21 protein-coding genes are annotated in these 25006 nt (G+C 35.3%); 11 read left to right on the top strand and 10 right to left on the bottom strand.

What is annotated here, in order from left to right:
• Nucleotides 1-57: 57 nt before the first annotated feature.
• The 6 genes from Q0838_RS03995 to Q0838_RS03970 all read left to right on the top strand — a co-directional run bounded on the left by Q0838_RS03995 (nt 58) and on the right by Q0838_RS03970 (nt 7083).
• Nucleotides 58-993 carry a type IX secretion system membrane protein PorP/SprF gene (locus Q0838_RS03995; RefSeq protein ID WP_298951618.1) on the top strand — a complete coding sequence of 312 codons (936 nt, stop codon included), beginning with the start codon at nt 58-60 and terminating at the stop codon, nt 991-993.
• A 23-nt stretch (nt 994-1016) separates the two neighbouring features.
• Complete coding sequence (locus tag Q0838_RS03990) at nt 1017-3005, top strand: OmpA family protein (RefSeq protein WP_298951616.1); 1989 nt, start codon at nt 1017-1019, stop codon at nt 3003-3005.
• A 1575-nt stretch (nt 3006-4580) separates the two neighbouring features.
• Nucleotides 4581-5600 carry a LacI family DNA-binding transcriptional regulator gene (locus tag Q0838_RS03985; protein WP_298951615.1) on the top strand — a complete coding sequence of 340 codons (1020 nt, stop codon included), beginning with the start codon at nt 4581-4583 and terminating at the stop codon, nt 5598-5600.
• Nucleotides 5601-5696: 96 nt separating this feature from the next.
• Complete coding sequence (idi, locus tag Q0838_RS03980; protein WP_298951613.1) at nt 5697-6266, top strand: isopentenyl-diphosphate Delta-isomerase; 570 nt, start codon at nt 5697-5699, stop codon at nt 6264-6266.
• Nucleotides 6263-6673, top strand: a complete 411-nt coding sequence (locus tag Q0838_RS03975; protein WP_104516009.1) for a 6-carboxytetrahydropterin synthase — start codon at nt 6263-6265, stop codon at nt 6671-6673. The genes idi and Q0838_RS03975 overlap by 4 nt, the downstream gene beginning before the upstream one ends.
• A 146-nt stretch (nt 6674-6819) precedes the next feature.
• Nucleotides 6820-7083: a hypothetical protein gene (locus Q0838_RS03970; protein WP_104516010.1), complete on the top strand. Its 264-nt coding sequence runs from the start codon at nt 6820-6822 to the stop codon at nt 7081-7083.
• Here Q0838_RS03970 and Q0838_RS03965 read toward each other — a convergent pair.
• The 5 genes from Q0838_RS03965 to Q0838_RS03945 all read right to left on the bottom strand — a co-directional run bounded on the left by Q0838_RS03965 (nt 7078) and on the right by Q0838_RS03945 (nt 11340).
• Nucleotides 7078-7788, bottom strand: coding sequence for a DUF4369 domain-containing protein (locus Q0838_RS03965; protein WP_298951609.1), 711 nt, complete (start codon nt 7786-7788; stop codon nt 7078-7080). The two genes, Q0838_RS03970 and Q0838_RS03965, sit on opposite strands and share 6 nt — an antisense overlap.
• 59 nt (nt 7789-7847) lie before the next feature.
• Nucleotides 7848-9176 (bottom strand): DUF819 family protein, encoded by a 1329-nt coding sequence (locus Q0838_RS03960; protein ID WP_298951606.1) that lies wholly within the window; start codon nt 9174-9176, stop codon nt 7848-7850.
• Between the two features lie 103 nt (nt 9177-9279).
• Nucleotides 9280-10230, bottom strand: coding sequence for an alpha/beta hydrolase (locus tag Q0838_RS03955; RefSeq protein WP_298951603.1), 951 nt, complete (start codon nt 10228-10230; stop codon nt 9280-9282).
• Between the two features lie 81 nt (nt 10231-10311).
• Complete coding sequence (locus tag Q0838_RS03950; RefSeq protein ID WP_298951602.1) at nt 10312-10611, bottom strand: TIGR03643 family protein; 300 nt, start codon at nt 10609-10611, stop codon at nt 10312-10314.
• 126 nt (nt 10612-10737) lie between these two features.
• Nucleotides 10738-11340, bottom strand: coding sequence for an alpha-ketoglutarate-dependent dioxygenase AlkB (locus Q0838_RS03945; protein ID WP_298951599.1), 603 nt, complete (start codon nt 11338-11340; stop codon nt 10738-10740).
• A 75-nt stretch (nt 11341-11415) separates the two neighbouring features.
• Here Q0838_RS03945 and Q0838_RS03940 point away from each other — a divergent pair, with 75 nt between their 5' ends.
• The 4 genes from Q0838_RS03940 (at nt 11416) to Q0838_RS03925 (ending at nt 14026) form a co-directional block, all read left to right on the top strand.
• Complete coding sequence (locus tag Q0838_RS03940; protein ID WP_298951596.1) at nt 11416-12423, top strand: 3-oxoacyl-ACP synthase III family protein; 1008 nt, start codon at nt 11416-11418, stop codon at nt 12421-12423.
• Nucleotides 12424-12489: 66 nt separating this feature from the next.
• A complete protein-coding gene (tnpA, locus tag Q0838_RS03935; RefSeq protein WP_298951592.1) occupies nt 12490-12894 on the top strand; it encodes an IS200/IS605 family transposase in 405 nt (134 codons plus the stop codon).
• 69 nt (nt 12895-12963) lie between these two features.
• A complete protein-coding gene (gene tnpA / locus Q0838_RS03930; RefSeq protein WP_298951589.1) occupies nt 12964-13368 on the top strand; it encodes an IS200/IS605 family transposase in 405 nt (134 codons plus the stop codon).
• A 295-nt stretch (nt 13369-13663) separates the two neighbouring features.
• The gene (locus tag Q0838_RS03925; RefSeq protein WP_298951586.1) at nt 13664-14026 is read left to right on the top strand and encodes a CoA-binding protein; all 363 of its coding nucleotides are present in this window, start codon (nt 13664-13666) and stop codon (nt 14024-14026) included.
• Here Q0838_RS03925 and Q0838_RS03920 read toward each other — a convergent pair.
• The 4 genes from Q0838_RS03920 to folE form a co-directional block, all read right to left on the bottom strand.
• Nucleotides 14001-15479: a sodium:solute symporter gene (locus tag Q0838_RS03920; RefSeq protein ID WP_298951583.1), complete on the bottom strand. Its 1479-nt coding sequence runs from the start codon at nt 15477-15479 to the stop codon at nt 14001-14003. The genes Q0838_RS03925 and Q0838_RS03920 overlap by 26 nt on opposite strands.
• 177 nt (nt 15480-15656) lie before the next feature.
• Nucleotides 15657-15878: a membrane protein insertion efficiency factor YidD gene (yidD, locus tag Q0838_RS03915; protein WP_298951580.1), complete on the bottom strand. Its 222-nt coding sequence runs from the start codon at nt 15876-15878 to the stop codon at nt 15657-15659.
• A gap of 92 nt (nt 15879-15970) precedes the next feature.
• Nucleotides 15971-17458: a cysteine--tRNA ligase gene (gene cysS, locus Q0838_RS03910; RefSeq protein ID WP_298951577.1), complete on the bottom strand. Its 1488-nt coding sequence runs from the start codon at nt 17456-17458 to the stop codon at nt 15971-15973.
• 149 nt (nt 17459-17607) lie between these two features.
• On the bottom strand, nt 17608-18279 hold the full coding sequence (folE, locus tag Q0838_RS03905; RefSeq protein ID WP_298951574.1) for a GTP cyclohydrolase I FolE: 672 nt from the start codon (nt 18277-18279) through the stop codon (nt 17608-17610).
• Between the two features lie 181 nt (nt 18280-18460).
• Between folE and Q0838_RS03900 the strand changes: the two genes are divergently transcribed.
• The gene (locus Q0838_RS03900; RefSeq protein WP_298951572.1) at nt 18461-23059 is read left to right on the top strand and encodes a T9SS type B sorting domain-containing protein; all 4599 of its coding nucleotides are present in this window, start codon (nt 18461-18463) and stop codon (nt 23057-23059) included.
• A 401-nt stretch (nt 23060-23460) separates the two neighbouring features.
• Here Q0838_RS03900 and Q0838_RS03895 read toward each other — a convergent pair whose 3' ends face one another.
• Nucleotides 23461-24990, bottom strand: coding sequence for an outer membrane protein transport protein (locus Q0838_RS03895; protein ID WP_298951569.1), 1530 nt, complete (start codon nt 24988-24990; stop codon nt 23461-23463).
• Nucleotides 24991-25006 lie beyond the last annotated feature (16 nt).

Here is a 25006-nt window from a genome sequence, read left to right as displayed (position 1 = left end):
TAAATCTTACCTGCCCTAATTAATAGTTAGGGCAGGTTAATTGAAAAATAGTATAGCATGAAAAAAATATTAACTTGTTTATTGTTATTCGCTTTCGCGAAAGCGGTTACCGCACAACAAGATCCTCAATACAGTCAGTACTCTTATAATCCTATAGTTGTAAATCCCGCTTATGCAGGTAATCGAGGAGTAGCAAGTATAGTAGGTTTACACCGAAGTCAGTGGGTAGGTCTAGATGGAGCACCAAGAACCCAGACGCTATCATTTCACACTCCTCTTTCTAACAGTCGTGTAGGTCTAGGATTGAGTATAGTAAATGATGAGATAGGCCCGGCAGATGAGACTTATGTAGCTGCAGATTTTAGTTATACGATTCCAGTAGGCGAGGATTCTCGATTAAGTTTTGGTCTTAAAGGAGGTATTCATGTGCTAAATGTTGATTTCACAAAACTGAGTCGCTTTGATGAAGGTGACTCTAGGTTAATGGAAAATATTGAAAATAAGCTTTCTCCTACGGTAGGTTTAGGGATGTATTACCATACAGAGAATTTTTATTTAGGATTAAGTGCCCCTAATTTGTTTCAAACAGATCATTTTGATGAGAGTAATGACTCTTCAAGTACGACTTTTATCGCTAGTGAAAGAATACATTATTTTGCTACGGCAGGTTATATTCTGGACTTAAATGATGCAATTAAGTTTAAACCATCTGCATTAGTAAAAGTGGTTCAAGGAGCTCCATTACAGGTAGATCTGTCAGCAAACTTTTTGTTTAATGAAAAATTGACATTAGGAGCAGCTTATAGATGGAGTGCAGCGGTAACAGGTTTAGTAGGCTTTCAACTAAGTGATCAAATGATGATCGGATTTGCCTATGATAGAGAAACTACAGAGTTAGGAAACACTGTTTTTAATGACGGTAGTTATGAACTATTTATGAGATTTGAATTATTTAACAGCTACGATCGTATCATTACACCTCGTTTCTTCTAAGAAAAATAAACACAGCATATATTATGTTTAAAAAACTATACATATTACTTTTTGTTTTCAGTTCGAGTCTATCTTTTTCTCAAGAAAAAAAGATAGGTTCTTCTAACAAAAATTATGAAAACTACGCATTTATTGAAGCTCAAAAAATGTATCTTGAAATTGTCAATAATGGTTATGAAAGTGTAGAGCTCTTTCAGAAGTTAGGAGACACTTATTACTTTAATAATGATTATAAGAATGCACATAAATGGTATTCTAAGCTTTTTGAATACAATCAAGATACTATATCAAAAGAATACTACTTCAGATTTATACAATCATTAAAAGCTGTAGGTGATTATACTAAAGCAAACAGTTTACTTGATAAGTATAGAAGGATAAACGGTGATGATGATTACATCAATGAATATGCTAACGATGTTAATTACATTGATTTAATAGAATTACAGTCTTATAGGTTTTCTATAGTAAATGAGGTTATTAATACAAAAAGTCAAGATTTTGGAGCGGCTTATTATCGAGGAACAAATAAAGTAGTTTTTGCAAGTGCAAGAGACAGTTCTTCTCTTATAAGTAGAAAACACAAATGGAATGACAGACAATTTTTAGATCTTTTTAAGGCAGATATGGATACGCTCACCGGTGAGTTGAGTAATGTAACTAAATTTGGCAACGGTGGTGATGAAAAATTAAACACAAAATTCCATGAAAGTAATGCCGTTTTTACAAAAGATGGTCAGACAGTTTATTATTCTAGTAACAACTATTTTAATAGTAACTTTAAAAAGAGTTCTGACGATGTGAATAAGCTGAGAATATTCAGAGCTCAAAAAACTTCAAAAGGATGGGGTAATATTACTGATCTAAAAATTAACGGAGATGAGTTTTCAACCGCTCACCCTGCTTTAAACATTGAGGAGTCTAGACTTTATTTTGCAAGTGATAGACCTGGAAGTAAAGAAGGGTTAGAAGGTAGAGTTCTTTCTGATATTTGGTATGTAGATTTAGATGAAGAAGGAGAACTTTCAGAACCTGTAAATGTATCTTCCATTAACACAGCAGGAAATGAGCTGTTTCCATTTATATCTGATAATGGAGATTTATATTTTTCATCAACAGGACATATGGGGCTAGGAGGTCTAGATATCTTTGTTACTCCGTTAAGTGAAACTTATAATAAAAACAGTATTAGAGTTACTAATATAGGTAAGCCCGTTAATGGTCAGCATGATGATTTTTCATTTATAATTAACGATAGTACTCAGATGGGTTATTTCAGTTCTAATAGACCAGAAGGTAAAGGACTGGATGATATTTATAGATTTGTCCAAAATGATCCACTTGTCTGTATGGACATTTTAAAGGGTGTTGTTACAAATGAAAAAACGGGATTATTGATGCCTGACACACAGGTTGATCTACTAGATCAAAATAATTCTGTAATAGAGTCTGTCGTAGTCGGTAAAGACGCTGCATATAAATTTATGGTAAGCTGTGCTAGTGATTATTCTATAAGAGCTTTTAAAGAAGGGTATTCTCCAGCTGAAGCTAATACTACAACACCGAACACGGTGGCGACTATCGATTTGCCATTACAGATAAGTAAGTCTATTGACGATAGGTTAAAAAATGTTAAAGAAGGAGATGATCTAAATGATATTCTAGATATCAATATGATTTATTTTGATTTTGATAAACATAATATACGCCCAGATGCTGAGTTGGAATTACAAAAAGTGTTGCGTTATATGAAAGCATATCCAACAGTTCAGATAGATGTACGTTCTCATACGGATAGTAGAGCACCAGATGGCTATAACATAAAGTTAAGTGATAGAAGAGCAAAGTCTACAAGAGCTTATCTTATTATGAAGGGAATTTCTGCAGACAGAATCACAGCTAGAGGTTATGGAGAGTTTCAATTAGTGAATCAATGTTCTAATGGTGTGGAATGTACAGAAGAAGAACATCAATTAAATAGACGATCTGAGTTTATAGTGATTAAAAAATAAGACTCAACCTGTTATAAGTTTTAAACTAGATATAAAATTAATTCTATTTAATTGTAGAGGGTTTTTTATCAAAACTTCTAATTTACAAACTACTTGATTGTTCTACAATAGTTCAATAACGTAGTATTACATAAACCGCGTAATTAAAAAATAGCTAGTGTCTTGACTCTAGCTATTTTTTTACTTTTAAATTTGAACAAGGTACTTTAAAGAATATTCATCAAAGTAAGATTATCTCAAACTCATTGAGAACGGTAATAAACTAACAGGCTTTTTAAACATTTGTAATCTCATAGCGTCTGGATTACACTCCATATTAAATCTAACAGTCAATTAAAGAACATTAAAAACAAAAATATTATTTCTGGTAATACTCGTATGGTATAGTCCAGTAAAAAGATACGAGCATGCTTTGGTGTGTAGATTAGAAGCGTTTTTAAAGGTTATAACCTTTCTTTTAACCCTATGATTGTTTTTTAAGGCAATAGTGTTTTAAACGGTATTGAAATGTAATTATATCACTCTATTCCTTGTGAATGAGTTTTATTGATATGAAACAAGAAATACTTGTGTTATTTGATTTTTAAGTATCTCTACCAGCTTGTTGAGAACAGCTGCTATTACTATTAATATTCTAGTATAGAATAATAGTCTTTTAGAATCTCTTTTTCTTATTTTCTGAATAGACGTAACAGTCTTTAAAGTAAGAATGGAATTGCCTAGCGATACACAAAGCTTTACAGATCATCGCAGAGCAATCTAGATGGGGTAACAAAGTTGTTTAAGGCTCTAGATGATTAATGAGTTAAGTTTATTTTTAAATGATTGTTCTTGTAGTAATAGACGTCCTGTTTGTTTAAAAAATACTGATTTTGTTAACCTATATTCTCAAAGGTTTTACTGTGCCAATAAATATTCTATCTCTGAATGTTAAACTCAAATTTGCGTTTTGTAAAAGATAATAAAAAACCTCTAAGTAGATAGCTGGTCCTAAAGTATAAAACCATGGACATAAGATATGTGAAACATCTGTGATGAACTTACTGTACAATTTACTACTGATGTTTTGAAATGTTTTGCTCAAAAATGGGAAGGCAAGTATTCTTTTAAGCTGCAAATAACATGAATATAATTGTTCTGAGTTAACCGATTTCTTGGTCTTCTCGATGAAGATTAGAAAACTCATGATTATACATTTTTTGTTACTCATTTTAATAGGTAACTACTTATAAAAATCAATAACAAGTTGTCTTAATGAACAGATAAAGCTGTTAAAAAACCTTTAAATCTACTTCATAAAAGTAATTAAAAAAAAGGTCTATAAAATCAACAAATTAAAGGGTAGTGATCATCCTGTTTTTAAGCATATAGTATATAAACGATAAAGTATAGATAGTGTTTAAAGTTAAACTTATTTTGTTTTAGCTTATTAAATTAATTGGGTAATGTCATTAATAAGCTTTTAATATTTTTCTATAAAATAGAATAGTAATCATTATCTTTTTGCTTTAGTTAAATTTTCAAACGTATGTTTGTAAACCCTAGATATTTTATTCATTTCTAAATAAATAAAACATGATAACCCTTAAAGACCTAGCTGCTACCTTAGGAGTTTCAGTTTCGACTGTCTCTAAAGCTTTAAAGGATAGTCCTGAAATAAGTAAAGACACGATCGCTCGTGTTAAAGAAATAGCAAAACAACTTAATTATAGGCCTAACACGCTAGCACTTAGTCTCAAGAATAGAAAAACTAAGACTATAGGTGTTATCATTCCAGATATTTTGAATGTGTTTTTTGCTCGCATACTTTACGGTATAGAACAGGAGTCTAATGCCTTAGGTTATAATATTATTACCTGTCTCTCAAATGAATCTTTTAATAAAGAGAATAGTAGTCTTAATCTTTTAGCAAATGGTAGTGTAGATGGATTTATTATGTCTGTTGCACAAGAAACACAAACTAATGGAGAGGTAAAACACCTTAAAGATATCATTAATCAAGATGTGCCTATAGTTATGTTTGACCGTGTAGCAAATGATGTAAATTGCGATAAGGTAATTATAGACGACTTTAATGCAGCTTTCAGAGGTACAGAGATACTAATAAAAGAAGGCCGCAAAAAAATCATTCTAGTGAATACTCTAAGGGATTTAAGTGTCGGAAAACTAAGAATCTTAGGGTATAAAAAAGCTTTAGAAAAACACGAGGCTTATAAAGCTGAGCCTATCGTAATAGATATAGAAGATGATAAAGCAATTCTTAATGACCAGATAGAAAATATAATTAAAGAACATGAAGATATGGATGGCCTACTCTGTATTGACAACGTATCTGGTGTTATGTTTGTTAATATTGCACAAAGAATTAATAAAAAAGTTCCAGAAGAACTATCTATTATAGGGTTTGCTTCAGATGATATTTCCTATTTGTCATATCCACACCTTTCTACGATTACGCAACATGCAGAAGAGATAGGACAACAATCTGTACGTATGTTAGTATCCCGATTAGAAAATAAAGAAAAAACAGCACCTACATTTACCGCAACAGTAGATTTTACCATAGAGTTAAGAGGCTCTACCTTAAAAAAATAACAATATCTAGATACTGGCGTGTCCAGTAATAGATTTCATGATGTAGAGAACACTAATTCATCTTGTAATGAATAACTAGCCTTAACTACTTAGTAAATGTTTAAGAAATCAAAAGAGATTCCTTTTGTATTTTTGTCTCATAAATTATTAGAAATCATAGAACAAGTAATCTTAGTAAACGAGAATGATGAGCAAATCGGTCTAATGGAAAAAATCGAGGCTCATGAAAAGGCACTTTTGCATAGAGCCTTTTCTGTCTTTGTAGTAAATGATAAGAATGAAATCATGTTGCAACAGCGAGCACTAGATAAGTACCATTCACCTGGTTTATGGACTAACACCTGTTGTAGCCATCAACGTGAGGGAGAATCTAATATAGAAGCAGGAAAAAGGAGACTCATGGAAGAGATGGGCTTTGTGACCGATCTAGAAGAGTTGTTTCATTTTATCTATATAGCACCTTTTGATAATGGATTAACAGAGCATGAATTAGACCATGTAATGATAGGCCGTTATAACGAGGCACCTCAAATTAATCCAGAAGAAGCAGCCGCATATAAATGGATGACTGCACAGGCTATAAAAAAAGATATAGCACAGCAACCAGAGATTTATACTGAGTGGTTTAAAATCATTTTTGAAAAATATTATTCCCATATTTCATGATACTAACTGCCTACCGAAAAGCTCATTTTAACGCAGCACATCGTTTATACCGCAAGGACTGGAGTGATGAAAAGAACGCTCAAGTTTTTGGACTATGCAGCAATAAACATTACCACGGGCACAATTATAATATAGAGGTAGGAGTCACAGGAGAGGTAGACCCAGAGACAGGCTATTTAATAGATCTCAAAGTTCTTAAAGACATCATTAAAGAAGAGGTAGAAGACGCTTTAGATCATAAAAACCTTAACGAGCAGGTTCCAGAATTTGCTTCCTTAAACCCAACTGCAGAGAATATAGCCTTTGTAGTTTATAATAAAATTAAAGCAAAATTAGATCCTAAATTTGATCTAGAAATTAAGCTTTATGAGACAGAGCGCAATTTTGTAGTCTATAAAGGGCTGTAAAGTATATAGATGTATTTCTGTTCCGCTTTCGCGAAAGCGAACTCACCATCAAGAATTTAAAAGAAAAAAAGCACCTAGTTACTATTACGTTTCTATGCTATCGTGTAACTCTTTTATTCACTATTTTTGCAACAAATTAAATTATTATGGCTAGTATAAAAAATCTTAAGCAAGACATCAATTACGTATTAGGAGATATCATAGAAGCAGCACTTATTACTCAGGCATTAAGCCCAGAGAAAACTGCCGAATCTGAAAAGATCGTTGATGATTCTATCGAAGTATTTGACGGTTTAATCGCTAGAGTAAACGACCGCAAAGTAGAAAACCGCAAGGCTCATCTTACTGCAGTACGTTCTGACTTAGAAACTCAAGGAAAAGGACTTATCGATAGAGTTAACGCTCTATAAATTATCCTTAGCGTTATTTATTAATTCAGACAGTTGTTTTCCATAAACAGTTGTCTGAATTTTTTTTGGCATACTTCTATACACGCTATCTAATAAAATAGGATTTGCCTCACTAGCCTCACTCACTAATAAATAAGGGGCAACCTCTTTATCATTATATAATTGTGCATAGTTAATAGCGTGTAACACTTTTCTTCTTAGGTACTTTTCATAAGCAGTATAGATAGAATCTGTTACCTCTTTAGTTCTAGTCTGGTCAGTAAGTGACATACTTTTTTTGACTAGATCTGTATAAACCGCATTTAATCTTTTACTGTTTTTTAGATAAGTATCATAGAGTTTTTGGTTTTTAGAACCAGTAAATACAGCGTCATTTACAAAGTTATTCCACGTAGAATTCATAGTCATCGTCGTATCCTCTGCAAAGAACATAAGACGGTCATTGAACTCAGTACCATCCTTTACATCTAGATGCAAGTACATGATTTCTGGTTGACTTAAAGATGCTTTAAGTTTAAATTCAGATTCTCCATCAAAAACAACAGAGTCTACATTTACTAGAGTAGAATCTTGTAAACGCTGTAAGAATATTTTTCCAACCTTAATTCCATCTACAGTTCCAGAAACAGAAAAGTTGCTAGAGTTAGAATCATTACAAGATGCTGTAAATATAATAGCGATAAGAATGAAGAATACTTTTTTCATGATAATTTTTTAATGGCTGCAAATATGCATTATAAGTTTTAATTATGATAATAATCCTACTAAGAAGTAGCCACCAGTTGCATTAAAATAGTACAGCCTATAGCGCCTATCGTACCCACTACATAACCGAAAACGGCAAGCAAAACACCTACACTAGTTAACGATGGGTGAAACTCTGACGCAACTACTGGAGCGCTGGCAGCACCACCCACATTTGCTTGCGAGCCTACCGCTAGAAAGAAGTAAGGAGATCTGGTAAGCTTTGCCATTAAAATAAGAAGTCCTGCATGAATAGCCATCCATATAATTCCTACTAGAATAAGTAATGGGTTTTCTATTATTTGAGTAAGGTCCATTTTCATACCTATCGTAGCTACTAGGACATAAATAAAAATACTACCTATTTTACTAGCACCTGTACCTTCATAACTTTTGGCAGGTGTAAAAGACAGTCCTATACCGATTAAAGTAGAGATAGAGATCATCCAGAAAAACGAACTGGTTAAGAAGCTTAGAAATATGTTTTTAGCGATCGCATCCATGCTATTCATTAATTCAGAAAGATAATTTGCTCCAAAATGTGCTATCGCTACAGCTCCAAAACCTATCCCTAACATGACCATAGTGTCTGTAAAGGTAGCCTCGCGCTTTACACTTTCTGTATATTTTGAAACTCTACTTTTTAGATCTTCAATAGACTTACTATCTGCACCTAGCCATTTATCTATTTGGGCAGCCTTTGCAATACCGAATAACAATATTCCCATCCATAAGTTAGCCACTACTATATCTACTAGAACCATGCCTCCATATTTAGATGGATTAAATTCATACACCTCTAACATAGCAGTTTGATTTGCGCCGCCGCCTATCCAGCTACCTGCTAGAGTAGATAGCCCACGCCATGCTGCGTCAAAACCTTGTCCACCTACAGTCTCAGGAGAAAAAGAGCCTACTATTAAAATAGCGATAGGCCCGCCTATAACGATTCCTACAGTTCCAGTTAAAAACATGATTAATGCTTTAGGACCTAGATTAAATATTGCTTTTAAATCTATTGATAATGTCATTAATACTAAGGCTGCCGGTAATAAATAACGAGAGGCCATAAAGTATAAAGTAGAACTCTCTTTTACGATTTTACCGTCTTTTACGACCTCCCACGGCTCACCAGAAATGATTCCCAATGAGCTTAAAATAGAAGGCAATAAATAACACATTAATAAAGCTGGTACTATTTTATAAAACTTAGACCAAAATCCTTTTTGTAATGAAGAAGAATAAAAGACTAAGGCGAGACACATCATTAATAAACCAAAAACAATTTTGTCATCGGTAATCATGGGTGGTACTACCTCGATAGTAGGTTCTATAAATAAAAAGGCCATAATGTCGTATTTTGAATAGCTGCAAAATACGACTTTATAAGAAGTTGTTTAGGGTAGTTTCGCTTTCGCGAAAGCGATATTGGAAATTAATTTATAATAAAAACTATTTTACAAATGCTGTAATTAATTCTAACAGTCTTTGATTTAAAGGAAAGTTAGGATTAATGTAGCTTTTAGAAGCTTCGATTTCATCATTTCCTACGGTTTTGAGAACATGATTCATATTTTCTATAATCTCAAAAGTAGCGGTAGGTGCTGCATCTTTTAATAGTTGCGCTTCAGTAGCGTCTACCTGTCTATTCTTAGTTCCGTTAACGATAAGGACAGGAGCAGAGATGTTTTTTAATTCTGTAGCAGGGTCATATTGCATCCATGACTTCATGAATGGCTGCACTTGTGGACCTATAATAACATATAAATCGCGTTCTATATCTACTACCGGTTTTTCAGACTTCTTCACTCTTTTAAAGGTCTCTGCAGCTACCTTATCCAGGCCAGGCTGTTGTTGTGCTATTTGTTGTACAATAACGTCATCAATAGACTGTCCTGCACCGTTAATAGATATAATGCCATCAACATCTTTATCTACAGCAAGCATGGCTACAAGAGATCCCTGACCGTGTCCGGCTAGATATATTTTAGAAAATCTACGATCGTTCTTGAAAAAATAAACAGACTCTTTTGCGTCTATTATAAAATCACTGAATAGTGTTTTATCACTAGGTTTGCGATTTTTTATTTGGGTTAAAATGCGCTTATCATATCTATAAGTAGCAATTCCTTGAGTGAGTAAAGAATCTGCTAGTTGTAGATAAGCGTTACTTTTTGTTCTACGTTCATTCCCGTTGCGATCTATAGCTCCTTGATCGCCTATAATTATGACCAGTGGTACTTTTTCATAAGTATCTGGTGTGAGTAATGTTCCTTGAATGTTTTTATTGATATTTACTTCGGTGAGATCTTCAGTAGGTTTTTGTGCATTTTTTTTAGAAAAAGCATCTTGCGCTATAGTCACAAGAGGTAAAAAAAGTAAAAGGAATAACGACTTTTTCATGATTTGACTGTTCTCTATTAATAACGTTCAAATCTAGGCAATAGGTATGCCATTGCGCATATTCTAATTAAAAAAATCTAGTTAACGCTTTGCAATCTTATTACCAGTAGAGCGTTGCATGCTACATTTAAAACGGCTCATTTCTGGATCACGCTGTGCACGGTGCTTAGTAGCACGACCCTGCACGCGCTGGCGCCACATTCTGAAACTGCTTTCTTTCATCTCACTGCGCATGATCATGATTACTTCTTTTTCTGTCACACCGAATTGTGCCTCAATAGCATCAAATGGTGTGCGATCTTCCCAGCCCATTTCTATAATGCGGTCTATCTGACGATCGTTTAAATTTTCTAAAATGTCTTTTGCTCTAGTTCTTGCCATAAAATTAAAGTCGTTAAGTTTTTTGATAATTACAGATTGTACTTCATTATGTGCTGTTTTTTAATTCAATTAACAATTTACAGAATATGCCGTGGTCCTAGCAATGATTAAGGGCCGCACTTTAAATTATTTTATCACTTTTCTAAAAGTAAGATTGATACGCAGGCCTACCTCTTTTTTAGTTTTGGCGATCTGGTGTTTATAAGTATGCTGCGTTTGCTTTTCCATAAGGAGTAGGCTGCCGTTTTCTAGAGGAAATTTAAAACGCAAGTCTTTATTTTCATTATGTTTGAGATGGAAAAATCGTTCTTGTCCTAGACTTATAGAGGCTATCGTGGGGTTAGTGCCTAGTTCTTTTTCATTATCTGCATGCCAGCCGTTAGAATCCTGACCGTTACGGTATTGATTTATGAGACATACATTAAAGGTAGTGCCGGCTGCTTGCTCTACATCTGCTTTAATCTGTTTTAAGGTCTCTGTCCATGGTAACGCGTTAAAATTGATACCACTGTATCCATATGCGATATCTGCATCTCCATATAATTGAGTTAATCTTGGCTCGTCATGTATTTTACCGAATAGCTTTATTTTATTTTGTCGCCACGGTGTTTCAGTTAATAAAGTGTTTTTTAAAAGTTCCGCTTTCGCGAAAGCGTAAAAAGAACCCACATAACGCACAGATGCATCTGGGATATGAGGAAAAGTATCTGGAAATAACTTGTTATGCATGCATACAAAAAACAGGTTCAAACTAGCAAGATAATAAGACTGTCACGTATCTTGCAAAAGATTTAAAACAAATTTATGTATACTTCTCGCATAGCCGGAATGGGGAAATTTGTCCCTGAAAATGTGGTGACTAACGATGATCTTTCTAAAGTAATGGATACTAACGATGCCTGGATACAGGAGCGTACAGGAATCCAAGAACGTCGTCACATTAAGAAAGGCGATGGAAATTCTACAGCTACCATGGGTGTTAAAGCTGCAGAAATAGCTCTAGAAAGAGCAAAAATATCTAAGGACGACATCGACATGATCGTGTTTGCAACACTATCTCCAGATTATTACTTTCCTGGTTGTGGTGTGCAGGTACAAGAAATGATGGGTATTCATACCTGTCCAGCTCTAGATGTAAGAAACCAGTGTAGTGGTTTTATTTACGGTCTGTCTGTGGCAGACCAGTTTATTAAAACTGGAATGTATAAAAATATACTTGTCATAGGATCTGAGAATCACAGTGGTGGTTTAGATTTTTCTACGCGAGGTCGTGGTGTGACGGTAATATTCGGAGATGGAGCAGGAGCAGCGGTTCTTACTAGATCTGAAAATGAAGGTCATGGTATCCTTTCTACGCACCTGCATAGTGAGGGAGAACACGCTCTAGAATTATCCTTAAAAGGACCATCTACTATGCACTGGGTGCCTCAATTAATAGAGGAGAATCCGCAAGAAGATATTCCTTATTATCCTTATATGAATGGTCAGTTTGTATTTAAAAATGCCGTGAGACGTTTTAGTGAGGTTATTATGGAAGGTCTTCAAAAAAATAATCTACAGGTAGGTGATATAGATATGCTTGTGCCACACCAGGCTAATTTGCGCATATCTCAATTCATACAGAAGAAATTTCAATTAACAGACGACAGGGTCTATAATAATATCCAGCGTTACGGTAATACTACAGCTGCTTCTATTCCTATTGCTCTTTGTGAGGCCTGGGAAGAAGGTAAAATCAAAGAAGGAGACACGGTTGTGTTAGCAGCTTTCGGTAGTGGGTTTACTTGGGGTAGTGCTATTATGAAATGGTAACAACATATACAGGTGCGGACTTAAGTCCGCACCTGTATATGTTAAGCAAATTGATTATTTTTAAAGATGTCCAAAAATAATCTTCAAGTTTATATTCACATTGTATTTTGTACAAAGAATCGATATGTGTTAATTTCTGATACAATAGAGAAAAAATTATACCCATTTATCTGGTCTGTTATTGGGGATAATGATTGTACTCCTTTAATGATTAATGGTATGCCAGACCATGTCCATATATTATTAAAAATGGACTCAAAAGTTTCATTATCTGATTTGATGAGATTCATTAAAGGTAAAAGCTCTAGATTCCTTAATGAGAATTACTCATTTTCAAACGGCTTTGAATGGCAGCGCGGCTATGGTGCGTTTTCCGTTAGCTCAGGTCAGGTATCTCAGGTCGCAGATTATGTCAAAAATCAAAAGCATCATCATGGGCAAGGTTCTATTATTGAAAATCTCGAGTTTTAAACCATGTTTCTATCCACAGGTGCTTAAGTCCGCACCTGTGGATGTTGAGCAAATTGATTATTTTTAAAGATGTCTAAAAATAATCTTCAAGTTTATATTCACATTGTATTTTGTACAAAGAATCGATGTGTGTTAATTTCTGATACAATAGAGAAAAAGTTATACCCATTTATCTGGTCTGTTATAGAGGATAATGACTGTACTCCTTTAATGATTAATGGTATGCCAGACCATATCCATATATTATTAAAAATGGACTCAAAAGTTTCATTATCTGATTTGATGAGATTCATTAAAGGTAAAAGCTCTAGATTCCTTAATGAGAATTATTCATTTTTAAACGGCTTTGAATGGCAGCGCGGCTATGGTGCGTTTTCCGTTAGCTCAGGTCAGGTATCTCAGGTCGCAGATTATGTCAAAAATCAAAAGCATCATCACGGGCAAGGTTCTATTATTGAAAATCTCGAGTTTTAAACCATGTTTCATCCATAGGTGCGGACTTAAGTCCGCACCTGTGGATAGAAAATCATATAAATACAAAATCCCGAGCCTGCAAGCTCGGGATTTCTAAATCGTATAATAACACTAACCATTAATTATGAATTATACGATTATGTGTGTCTTTTCAATTTAAAGCTAAAAGACATTAACTTTTGAATTCTTCTTTCTCAATAAAATTCAATTAACCAAATAAATCAGAAGGGTTTATCACGTCCTTCATAATAAAAGACGATCTATTTTGTATATTGTTACATATTAAATTATAAAAATGTCTAAAAAAACTCTAGTACTAGGTGCATCACTTAAAGAAGAACGCTATTCTAACATAGCTATTTACCGATTGCGAAAGTTTAATATAGAAACTGTTGCTATAGGGTTGCGTGAAGGGCTAGTAGATGACGTAAAAATACATAAGGATCTTGTACCTTTTCAAGGAATAAATACGGTAACTTTATATTTAAATGCGCAAAGGCAACCACAATACTATGATTATATCATAAGCCTTAAACCAGAGCGTGTCATTTTTAATCCAGGAACAGAAAATCCTGAATTCTATCAACAGCTATCAGATCACAATATTGAACATGAAGTGGCGTGCACCCTAGTTATGCTGGGGACACATCAATACTAACCTTTTGATTACGGAATGCTGATGCGATTAATAAGCCTAAAAAGGTGATAAGCCCATTGAGCAATAGTATAAAGAAACCAAATTCAAAATCTAACCAATGACTAGCTGCACTGCTAGTACCGAATGCTATAAATGGAGATAGCACGGCTATAACAGGCGTGATTTTATGATTTATTCTAAGTCGTGTTAGAATACCGAAACTAAATAAGCCCAATAACGGTCCATAGGTATATCCTGCAAAGACAAATAGTTTATTGATTACACTAGCGTCTTTTATTAAATACTCAAAACTTACGATTACTAAAATTAATAATACAGAAAACCCTACGTGTACTATTTTACGTATCCAGTTTTGTTTTTTCTCATTATTTTTTTTTTCTAATCGTAATATATCTACAGAGAAGGATGTGGTTAGTGAGGTAAGTGCACTGTCTGCACTAGAGTATGCTGCGGCTACTAGTCCTAATATAAAGACCAGTCCTATACCTATTCCTAGATTATTGTCTAGTGCTATAGCTGCAAATAATTTATCTTTAGTAGCCGTTAGTTGTTCTGCTTTTGCAAAAGCGGTTAGTAAAACGCCTAAGCCTAAGAATACTAAATTTACAAAGGTCAGTACTAGTGTGAACCAGAACATGTTTTTTTGAGCATCTTTAAGACTGCGACAGGTTAAGTTTTTTTGCATCATGTCCTGGTCTAGACCTGTCATTACTATCGCTATAAAAGCGCCAGCAAAGAATTGTTTAAAGAAATAAGAGCCACTTTTCCAGTCTTCAAAGAAGAAAATTTGAGATAATTCACTTTTAGAAATAAAACTCGTTACTTCTCCTATACCGTTTAAGTTTAAACTATCAGAGATGTAATAAATAGCAACACCTACAGCTAGTAACATAAAAAGAGTTTGAAGCGTGTCTGTCCATACTATGGTTTTTATGCCAGATTTAAAAGTATATAACCATATAAGAATTACAGTAAAAGTTACCGTTTGCCAAAACTCCACACCCATGTCGTTAAATACAAATTCTTGTAAAACTCCTGCAACCAGGTATAATCTAAAACTAGCACCTACAACACGAGAAAGTATAAAAAAACTAGAACCGGTAAATTGGGCAGCACTTCCATATCTATCGTTAAGATAACTATATATAGAAGTAAGGTTCATTTTATAATATAGTGGTAATAAAACTGTTCCAATGACTAAATAACCGACTACATAACCCAGTACTACTTGAAAATAATTCATGGCACCTTCTTCTACCGCACCAGGAACTGAGATAAAAGTCACGCCACTAAGCGACGCACCTATCATCCCAAAAGCTACAATAAACCATGGTGATGATCGATTGCCTCTAAAGAAAGTGGCGTTATCACTTTTGCGACCTACTATAAATGAGATAGCAACTAGTACTGCAAAGTAACAAGCGATGGTAATAAGTATTTGAGTAGATGACACGTGGTTTTATTTTTGATGCTAAGGTAAGAAGGTTCAAGCTCAAGTTTAAACTTATATCTAAATCTAAATTGAAAATTAAAACTGATGTCAGTTCGAGCGCAGTCGAGAACGCTTACTTACGAAAATAAACTGTACGATCTAAAAAAAAAGGTTTCGACTGCCGCTCAATAAAATTTTCTAAGGCACAGGATCATAACCTTTTCTACCCCAAGGGTGACAGCTAGATATTCTTTTAATAGCCAGCCAGCCACCTTTAAAAGCACCGTGTTTGATCAGTGCTTCTTTAGAATATTGAGAACAAGTAGGAGAGTAGCGACAACTAGCAGGGGTAAATGGCGATATCACAGATTGATAAAACCTGATGATTAACAAAAACGGATAGGCTAGTATTTTTTTCATAAACCCAGATAGATGTCTTAATTTCTGAAATTACTTTTTAGTTTTGGAGATTTTTGATTTGTTTTAAATCAAAAATCTCTAATCGTTAACCTTTAATCAACACTATAACTAGTCCCGTCAGCGCCATCTTTTAAAGAAATTCCAGCCGCAGCTAGTTCGTCTCTTATTTTATCACTGGTGCTCCAGTCTTTATTTGCTCTTGCAGTAGCTCGCAGATCGATGATCAATTTCATAGCACCATCCATTCCTTTATTAAGCGAGGCGCTTCCTTCTTCTTTGGCATCCTGTAAACCTAAGACATCACAGAAAAATGCGTTCATCGTTTCTTGAAGGTCTGCTAGATCACTTGCTGTAATAGTTGTATTTCCATCATTGATAGAATGAATCATCTTTACTGCATCAAAAAGCTCTGCAATTAGAATGGGTGTGTTAAAATCGTCATTCATGGCAGCATAGCATTTTGCTTTCCATGCAGGTAAGTCTATAGAAGAGGTTTCAGAAACAGATAATTGATCCATAACTTTCATTGCTTCTGTAAGTCTATTAAAACCTTTTTCGGCAGCGAGAATCGCGTCGTTACTAAAATCAAGAATCGATCTATAATGAGCCTGCATCATGAAAAAGCGTACGACACTAGGAGCAAATGCTTTTTGCATAAAGTCGTTTTCTCCAGTAAAAAGTTCTACTGGTAGGATGCTATTCCCAGTAGATTTAGACATTTTCTGACCGTTTAAAGTCAGCATGTTTGCGTGCATCCAGTAGTTTACAGGGCTGTGACCATGTGCGGCCTCACCTTGTGCTATTTCACACTCGTGATGTGGAAATTTAAGATCCATTCCACCACCGTGTATATCAAAAGTTTCTCCTAGATACTTAGAACTCATGACCGTACATTCTAGATGCCAGCCAGGAAAACCGTCACCCCATGGACTAGGCCATCTCATAATATGCTCTGGGCTCGCTTTTTTCCATAAGGCAAAGTCTGCTGGGTTTTCTTTATCACTTTGCGCTGCAAGTTCACGAGAGTTAGCCATCATGTCTTCTAGATTGCGACCGCTTAATTTACCATACTTATGGTCTTCATTAAATTTAACTACATTAAAATAGATAGAGCCATTTTTTTCATAGGCATATCCATTTTTCATGATTGTTTTAATAATCTCTATTTGCTCTACTATGTGACCAGTTGCAGTAGGTTCTATACTAGGTGGGTAGGCATTAAACTGTTTCATTACCGTATGAAAGTCTAGCGTGTATTGCTGCACTACTTCCATAGGTTCTATTTTTTCTAACCTTGCTTTTTTAGATATTTTATCTTCACCTTCATCTGCGTCATCTGTTAAGTGGCCTGCATCTGTAATATTACGTACATAACGTGTTTTATAACCTAGATGTTTAAGGTATCTAAACACCATATCAAAACTGATAAACGTACGGCAATTACCTAAATGCACATTGCTGTAAACTGTAGGTCCACAGACATACATTCCTATGCGACCTTCGGTAATCGATTTGAAAACCTCTTTTTCGCCTTTAATCGAATTGTAAATTCTTAATTCATTATCTTGATAAAGCGCCATGACTTGTTTTTATGTGATGTTGATGGTGTTTATCCCGCTTTCGCGAAAGCGGAATCTCAATACTAATTTTTCTCAAAAATAATCGTATGGATCTTATCTGACTTAAATGCCAGTTTAGATTTTAAATATTTTCTAAGTATAGGAGTCGTTTAAAACTTAGTCTCCATTTTAATGTAATCTAGGAATTCTCTTTTTACTTCTGGATCCTTAAATTTACCACCGAATTCTCCCGTAACGGTACTGCTCTCGATATCTCTTATACCGCGGCTGTTAACACAAAGGTGTTTTGCGTCTATAATACATGCTACATCTTCTGTATTCATTACTTTTTGCAATTCACGCACGATCTGTATGTTTAAACGTTCTTGTACTTGTGGACGTTTTGCATAATAATCTACGATGCGATTCATTTTAGAAAGCCCTACCACGCTACCGTTAGATATATAGGCAACATGCGCACGACCCACTATAGGTAATAAATGGTGCTCACATGTAGAGTAAACGACTATGTCTTTTTCTACCAGCATCTCATTATACTTGTACTTATTATCAAAAGTACTAGCGTTAGGTTTTTTATCTGGACGTAAACCTCCAAAAATTTCATTCACAAACATTTTTGCAACACGGTTAGGTGTTCCTTTAATACTGTCGTCTGTCATGTCCATACCTAGTGTTTCTAGTATATTATGGACATCTTTTTTGATGGATTCTATTTTATCAGCATCGCTTAATTTAAATGCGTCTGGACGTAAAGGGGTTTGCTCGTTTGAAGAAAGGTGGTCGTGATCTTCAATGTTATCTAATAGGTCGTCAATTTTCATATGTGTAATGCAATTAATAGCGGCATTTTTTTAAAGTGCAAATTTACACATAGAAATGTATAAGTGCATTGTTTTGTTAGATTTAGACTAAGATTAAATAAAATACGTTAAGTTAAAGTTAACTATATTTCTCATATTTGCTCCCTAGAAAATGGTCCCTTAATATTCAAATTTTTAAATGATGAAAAGATTCTTCTTTTTTTTAATCCTAATTAGCTCTTATTTTTCTGTAGCACAGACTAATATAAATATGCCTCAAGGTACTAACGACGGTAATGGCTTTCGTTTTGTAGGTTGTAGTTTAAGTGTGTTCAATGATAGTCAGGGTAATCAAAATTATGAGAATAATGAAGATAATATTTCTGTTTTCTGTCCTTCTATCGATACAGATAGAATGCAGTTGGACTTTTTACAGGTCGGTTTATTAGCAGGCGATGTAGTGACTATCTATGATGGAGATTCTACGACGGCTACCGTATTAGCTACTATCACAGACACTACTGCAGCAGCAGGATTGTTCCAGGCTAGTGCAGCTAACCCTACGGGATGTCTTACAGTAAGATTTGTCTCTAATGGTTCTGGAGTGAGTTCTGGATGGAGAGCAAGAAGAACCTGTTTTGACCCATGTCAGACTATTACCACAGCTATAAGTACTACTCCAGCAATTGATACAGATGGTATACTGAGAATATGTCAAGGTGATACGGTTACCTTTGATGGATCTGCTACTTTTAGTACAGATGGGACTGGTGCAACATATGAATGGGACCTAGCAAATGGCAATGGCTTAAATATGGGGCAAGTTCAATCAGAAACATATACAGAACCTGGTATTTATCAAACAAGATTTGTTGTTACAGATAGTAGTGGTTGTACAGATAGAGATGAGGTAGATTTAATAGTTCAGGTTTCTACTACTCCTGATTTTACAGGTACTGAGGCAGATGATACCGTCCTGTGTTTTGGAGAATCCACCACTCTTAGAGGTGTAGTTACTGCCGAGGAGTTTTCTATCCCAGTTTCTCCACCGGTAACAGGTTTAACATTTTTGCCTGATGGTAGCGGTGTGAGTTATGTAACATGTGTTGATGTAGATTTATTTGCTCCTGGAGCATTAATTTCTAGTGCTAGCGATCTTGCGGATGTTTTTGTGAATTTAGAACATAGTTGGGTTAACGATTTAGAAATTATTTTAACGGCACCTAACGGTACGTCTGTTACATTATTACCTAATCCTAATGGAGGAGGTGACATTTATTTTGGTCAGGCTGTGGATGATACTTCTGGAACTCCTGGGGTGGGATTTGATTATATCTTTACGGAAAGGGTAACCGCGACGCAAACCTTACAGCAAGTAATTCCTTCAGTTGGAAGTGCGCAACCTATACCTGCTGGAGAATATCTGCCGGAAACAGCTTTTTCAGGATTAATTGGTTCTCCGCTAAATGGACAATGGTGTCTAACTATAACGGATAATTTAGGTGCTGATGATGGGTATATATTCTTTTGGGGTCTTAATTTTGACCCAGCGATTATTCCTTCAGATCTTTCTTTTACACCTCTTGAGGCTACCGCAGCATGGCAAGCAAATCCAGATATAGCTATGAATACTGGTGACATTGTTTCAGTGACACCTTCAATGGAGGGTTTAAACTGTTATGATTATGTGTTTACAGATAATCACGGTTGCTCTTATACAGAGCAAGTATGTATAGATGTTGTTGCTCCTATACCGTCAGGTGCGCCTAACGATATTGTTATTTGTGATCCTACTGGTTCTACCGCGGTAGTAGATTTAACGGTTAATGATGCTCCTATTTTAAATGGTCTTAGTGGTACGAACTATGTAGTTAGTTATTTTGAAACTCCTACTGATGCAGAAAATAATAGCAATTCTATTACAAACCCTACTGCTTATACCAATACATCAAACCCTCAAACTATCTATACTAGAATTACAGAAGGAGCGAGTGGCTGTAATAATCTAGATTCTTTTGAGATAAGAATAGGGAATGTTGTTTTTACACCTGTGGATGATCTGGTTCTTTGTGATGACTCTACAAACGATGGTTTTGAAGTTTTTGATCTTACTTCTCAGTCTGCTGGGATTTTAAACGGACAAGATCCTGCAGATAATATTGTTACTTTTTACACAACACAAGCAGATGCTGATAATAACGTAAATGCTATCGTTAATCCTGATGCTTATACAAATGTAATTTCTCCTGTAGAAACAATATATGTGAGAATAGAAAACAGTACAGACGCGGCTTGTATGACTACAGGAACATTTGATGTAATTGTTGCTCCAGCACCACAAACAGTTGTTTCACAATCTCTAGAACTATGTGATAGTGCTAATGATGGTGTGGAGTTTTTTAACTTAACGGTTAACGAGGCGGCTATTATTGCAGGTCAGGATCAAGGGACGCCAGCTGCTCCTTTAAACTACTTAATAACTTATCACACCTCTCCAGCAGATGCTCTAACAGGAATAAATCCTATTATGAATCCTGATGCTTATGGTAATACATCTTCTCCTCAAACTATTTTTGTGAGAATAGAAAGTGATCTTACATCAAATTGTTTTAATGCAGACATGAGTTTTGAAATAGCTCTTGTTGCTCAGCCAGTTTACAATGTAGTGGATGACATGGTAGTTTGTGATGATGTTACCAACGATGGTGTAGATATATTTGACCTTAATAGTCAAGAGGTAGGTATCCTAAATGGACAAGATCCTGCTTTGTTTAATGTTGAGTTTTATGAAACTCTAGCAGACGCTCAATCGGGAACTAATGCCATAATTGATGAAGCAAATTATCAAAATACGTCTAGCCCTCAAACGATATACGTTAGAATAGTTAATACTGTTAATTCACTTTGTGATGACAGTACAGGGTCATTTCAGTTAGTAGTAAATGCGTTACCTGTAGCAAATCCTCTACCACCAGAAGAGGTGTGTGATGACCCAAGTAACGATGGTTTAGGTGGTTTTCAATTTGATGCTTATACAGCACAAGTATTGCAAGCACAAGATCCATTAATGTTCATCGTTTCTTATCATGAATCACAAGCAGAAGCTGATAGTGGAGCAAATCCATTATCTACTACATCTTATACAAATATCTCAAATCCACAAACGATATATGTGCGTGTAGAGAATCTTGCAAATGTATTATGTATTGCTTCTACTTCATTTGATTTAATTATCAATGAATCACCTACTATAACCAGTGCTCCGAACCTTACCATATGTGATGATCCCAGCGGTGATGGAGTAGAATCTTTTGATTTAACACAAAATGACGCAACTATTTTAAATGGGTTAAATCCTGCAGACTATACCATTACTTATAGTAATGTATCTGGTGCAATTACTTCGCCTTATGTGAATGTTTCTAGTCCAGAAACGATAACGGTAACAGTAGAGAATAATGTAACAGGCTGTTCAGGCACGACTACGTTTGATTTAATAGTAGGCGATGTGCCAGTCACTATTCCTACTTTTTTAATAGAAGAGTGTGATGAAGATGGCGATGGCGCTGCAACATTTATCCTGAGTGAGGCAACTACTCAAACAACAAATGGACAAGTAGGTACACTTGTTACCTTTCACGATGCTCAAGCCGACGCGTTGTCTGGTGTGAATGCATTGAATGATGCTAGCTATGATAATACCAGTAGCCCACAAACTATTTATTATAGAATAGAATTTACGGCGACAGGCTGTTTTGCTATGGGAGATTTTACTATAGAGGCGGTAGATGCGCCTATAGCTATTGTGCCTACCGCATTAGAATCCTGTGATAACGGTAATGGAACGGCTACGGTAGATGTTAATCAAGCAGATGCTGAGGTAACAACAGGACAGGCCGGCTCTACGGTAGTGTATTACTTAAATCAGACTGATGCTGATAATCAAGTAAACGGAATCACTGGAAACTTTGATTACTCTTCAGAAACTACTTTGATAGCTAGAGTAGATGACGATAACACAGACTGTTTTAGTTTCACAACTCTAGATCTTATATTTAATGAACTTCCTGCTCCTTCTTTATTAGATCAGTATGTGCTTTGTTTAGATGAAGATGGCAACCTAGTTAATGGTCCAGTAGTCTTAGACACTGGTTTAAATAATATAGACTACTCATTTGAGTGGTCACTAGATGGTACTGTAATAGCTGCAAGTACGGCGTCTATAGATGCGTCTGATGGTGGTAACTATGAGGTGATAGCGACAGATGTTGTTACAGGTTGTTCTAGTAATGAAACCGCTATAGTGCGTATTTCTAGTGTGCCAGATGTGTATGATATAGACATTACAACAGACCCATTTGATAAAGAGCACCAAGTAGTAGTAACTGCTGATGGTCCAGATCAATACTGGTTTAGATTAGATGATGGTTCTTATGTGAACAATGGTACATTTAATAATGTAGAGCCAGGATCGCATACGGTAACTATAGCAGAGAGAAGTGGCTGTGGGGAGATAGTAGTAGATATATTCGTATTCGGCTATCCAGATTACTTCACACCTAACGCAGACGGTATTCATGACACATGGAACATAGTAGGTGGAGATCGTTTGCCAGGGACGATTCTTTATATCTTTGATAGATATGGAAAGCTTATAAAACAACTTGATGTAGCCGGTCCAGGATGGGATGGAAGTTATAATGGACAGCCACTGCCTAGTACAGATTATTGGTTTAAAATCGAGTATGCATTTGATGGGCAGCAACGAGAGGCCTCTGGGCACTTTGCTATGAAAAGATAAAAGAACTCACTTTACATATAATAAAAAGCACATCTTAATCGGTGTGCTTTTATTGTAGATGGCATTTAGAAAGGTATTAAAGTAGTTATGGTACCTTAGTTAGATTGTTGTTCCGCTTTCGCGAAAGCGGAATTACTACCATCTTCACAATAATTAATTTACTCTATTGATGGGTTTTAATAGTTCTTTTTATCGTGTCTTTTATATCTTTTTGTAGTCTATTAGGTTATTACCTATACGGTGTGTTGTAAAAAGATGCTTTGATACATTGTTCTATGTCAGGTCGATTTTACGCGTTAGTATCTTTGTTTAGAGATTTTAGGTCCATAAAAAAAGCATCTACTTCATAGTAGATGCTCTGTGCGTTTTTGTGTGTCGCTATAGGAGAAGCGAGAAGCTATTTATAAATTAAAACCTAAAGTTACCACAATATTATCAAGCTCATTAAGAACGCCAGCTGGTGTGTCTAGACCACTGTCAAATAATTGCTGACTGTAATCTCTTTCAGAATGGTCATAAGAAATATCTAGAATAGTTTTACCCCATGAGTAACCTAAGCCTAGACTGTAACCTGTAAGATCGTCCATAATAGCTTTATTATCATAAGGAGATTCTTCCATACGATATCCACCTCTTAACGTCCAGTTGTTAATGCGATATTCACCACCTATCCTTACACTAGATGCTCTAGAAAGATTGTTCTCAATAAATGTGTTGTTGTTTACAAATAGATCGCTATCGTCTGGGCTATATTTAAGCTGGCTATAATCTCTAGTGTTGTAGTCCAGACTTAATAGTCCTTTTTTACCAAATATATAAGCAATGCTACCAGTGACACTTCCTGGAGATCTTAATTTATATGGAGCAAATACGTTTAAAATATTAGGTGATACCGTTGTTAATGTGCCATCATTGCTTAAAGTTATAATTTCTTGATTTTGTGTCTGTTCTATGGTGTACCAGGTAGGTGATTCATAAGTAGCACCTACTCTTATGTTATCTGTAACTTTACCTATGAGTCCTAGTTGAAAAGAGAATCCGTTACCCTCATTAGATACGCGGTTATCAAATCTTACATCGGTTATCGTAGCGTCTGCATTTGAATTTCCTTCTTCTATACTTGTAAACCTCTCTAAGCTTATAATGTGAGAGTTGAGGTTGATACCTAGATTCCATTTTTTGTTCAATTCAAGAGCGCCGTTAAAACTAAATTTACTGTTGTAACCAGCTGTTTCTACGAGGTAATCTTGATTAAAGCTGCCTGTACCGGTAGCGCTGGTGTAAACGGTATTAGTTAAATCAGTGTTGCCATCAGGGCTGTCTGTGGTAGAATTGATTAAAAAAGATTCGTAACCTAAGAAACCTTGCTGTGCGTTAAACCCTATATCTTGTCCTAAGAAGAGATATAGATCGCTTATGGATTCATTTTCGGTAGTTCTAACTGTAAAATTGTCTACCGCTATACCTGAGGCATTATTTAAAAAATATTGAGATATAGAAATAGGACTCGTCCCTATTACTCTTAAGGAGTTGTCAAAGTTTCTAGTAACATCGTAATTAAGACTCATTGCAAATTTAGTTACCTTTCTGCTCTCAGGTGTTTGAAAAACTAATACACCACCAGCTTGGTTTATTTCTATGTCGCCTTCATCAGAGAATACTGTTGTACCAAAATAATTTGATGTGTTATCGCTGCTAGTAAAATTTAAAGAAACACCGGCATAATTATTTGCAAATACTACAGAGCTTGCAGGATTAGACCCTATAGCGCTAAGGTCGCCTCCTAATGCGCCAAAAGCGCCACTTAAACCCCTATAACGAGCTGTTCCTTTTAAATCCTGACCTGTATAAAGTAATCCATCGCTTACGGTTTGTGCATCACTAAAAAACGCGCTAGCAAGTAGCGCGCTTAAAATTAAAATATTTTTCATTCTTAAAAATGTTTTG

The organism is uncultured Nonlabens sp. (genome assembly GCF_947495285.1).
GTDB lineage: Bacteria > Bacteroidota > Bacteroidia > Flavobacteriales > Flavobacteriaceae > Nonlabens.
The sequence above is the reverse complement of the archived record's forward strand: the minus strand, read 5'-3'. Positions and strand labels throughout refer to the sequence as shown.

Coding starts and splice junctions, on each gene's coding strand:
- Q0838_RS03995 (WP_298951618.1), top strand. CDS start 58: ATGAAAAAAATATTAACTTGTTTATTGTTATTCGCTTTCGCGAAAGCG.
- Q0838_RS03990 (WP_298951616.1), top strand. CDS start 1,017: ATGTTTAAAAAACTATACATATTACTTTTTGTTTTCAGTTCGAGTCTA.
- Q0838_RS03985 (WP_298951615.1), top strand. CDS start 4,581: ATGATAACCCTTAAAGACCTAGCTGCTACCTTAGGAGTTTCAGTTTCG.
- idi (WP_298951613.1), top strand. CDS start 5,697: ATGTTTAAGAAATCAAAAGAGATTCCTTTTGTATTTTTGTCTCATAAA.
- Q0838_RS03975 (WP_104516009.1), top strand. CDS start 6,263: ATGATACTAACTGCCTACCGAAAAGCTCATTTTAACGCAGCACATCGT.
- Q0838_RS03970 (WP_104516010.1), top strand. CDS start 6,820: ATGGCTAGTATAAAAAATCTTAAGCAAGACATCAATTACGTATTAGGA.
- Q0838_RS03965 (WP_298951609.1), bottom strand. CDS start 7,788: ATGAAAAAAGTATTCTTCATTCTTATCGCTATTATATTTACAGCATCT.
- Q0838_RS03960 (WP_298951606.1), bottom strand. CDS start 9,176: ATGGCCTTTTTATTTATAGAACCTACTATCGAGGTAGTACCACCCATG.
- Q0838_RS03955 (WP_298951603.1), bottom strand. CDS start 10,230: ATGAAAAAGTCGTTATTCCTTTTACTTTTTTTACCTCTTGTGACTATA.
- Q0838_RS03950 (WP_298951602.1), bottom strand. CDS start 10,611: ATGGCAAGAACTAGAGCAAAAGACATTTTAGAAAATTTAAACGATCGT.
- Q0838_RS03945 (WP_298951599.1), bottom strand. CDS start 11,340: ATGCATAACAAGTTATTTCCAGATACTTTTCCTCATATCCCAGATGCA.
- Q0838_RS03940 (WP_298951596.1), top strand. CDS start 11,416: ATGTATACTTCTCGCATAGCCGGAATGGGGAAATTTGTCCCTGAAAAT.
- tnpA (WP_298951592.1), top strand. CDS start 12,490: ATGTCCAAAAATAATCTTCAAGTTTATATTCACATTGTATTTTGTACA.
- tnpA (WP_298951589.1), top strand. CDS start 12,964: ATGTCTAAAAATAATCTTCAAGTTTATATTCACATTGTATTTTGTACA.
- Q0838_RS03925 (WP_298951586.1), top strand. CDS start 13,664: ATGTCTAAAAAAACTCTAGTACTAGGTGCATCACTTAAAGAAGAACGC.
- yidD (WP_298951580.1), bottom strand. CDS start 15,878: ATGAAAAAAATACTAGCCTATCCGTTTTTGTTAATCATCAGGTTTTAT.
- cysS (WP_298951577.1), bottom strand. CDS start 17,458: ATGGCGCTTTATCAAGATAATGAATTAAGAATTTACAATTCGATTAAA.
- folE (WP_298951574.1), bottom strand. CDS start 18,279: ATGAAAATTGACGACCTATTAGATAACATTGAAGATCACGACCACCTT.
- Q0838_RS03900 (WP_298951572.1), top strand. CDS start 18,461: ATGAAAAGATTCTTCTTTTTTTTAATCCTAATTAGCTCTTATTTTTCT.
- Q0838_RS03895 (WP_298951569.1), bottom strand. CDS start 24,990: ATGAAAAATATTTTAATTTTAAGCGCGCTACTTGCTAGCGCGTTTTTT.